This is a genomic window from Deinococcus pimensis DSM 21231 (assembly GCF_000519345.1).
Classification (GTDB): domain Bacteria; phylum Deinococcota; class Deinococci; order Deinococcales; family Deinococcaceae; genus Deinococcus_A; species Deinococcus_A pimensis.
The window spans coordinates 20,485-21,073 of record NZ_KI912652.1; the positions used below are offsets into that span (position 1 = coordinate 20,485).

Below are 589 nucleotides of genomic sequence, written 5' to 3' on the forward strand. Positions count from 1 at the left end.
GGCGAACGTGCGCGGCGTGAGCTTCAGCGGCGCGATGCACAGCGTCCTGCCCGTGGACGGAGAGGGGCGGCCGCTGGGTCGGGCGCTCACCTGGGCCGACGGGCGCCCCGGACGCTGGGCGAACCACCTGCGCGAGCACGAGGACGCCCTCGGCACGTACACCCGGACCGGCACGCCGCCCTTCGCGATGTCGCCGCTCGCGAAGCTCCGCTGGATCCACGAGGAGCGCCCGGACCTCGCGCGCGCCGCGCGCTTCGTCTCCGTCAAGGAGTACGTCACGCGCGCCCTGTGCGGCGAGTGGGCCGTGGACCACTCCGTCGCCTCCGCGACGGGCCTCATGGACGCCCGCCTTCTCGACTGGGACCCGGAAGCACTGCGGCTCGCGCGGGTCACGCCCGAGAGGCTCTCGCCGCTCGTGTCGCCCCTCGCGCGACTCCCGCGCCTCCTCCCGGACATGGCGTCCGCGACGGGCCTGCGTCCGGACACGCCCCTCGTGATCGGCGGGAACGACGGGGCGCTCGCCAACCTCGGCTCCCACGCCACGGCGGGCGGCGTGGCGGCCGTGTCGCTCGGCACGAGCGGGGCGGTG

At 76.2% G+C, this 589-nt stretch carries 1 protein-coding gene; it reads left to right on the top strand.

Going from position 1 to position 589, the window contains the following annotated elements:
* A partial coding sequence (locus DEIPI_RS0114345; RefSeq protein ID WP_211238301.1) for an FGGY family carbohydrate kinase occupies positions 1 to 589 on the top strand: 589 nt, incomplete at both ends.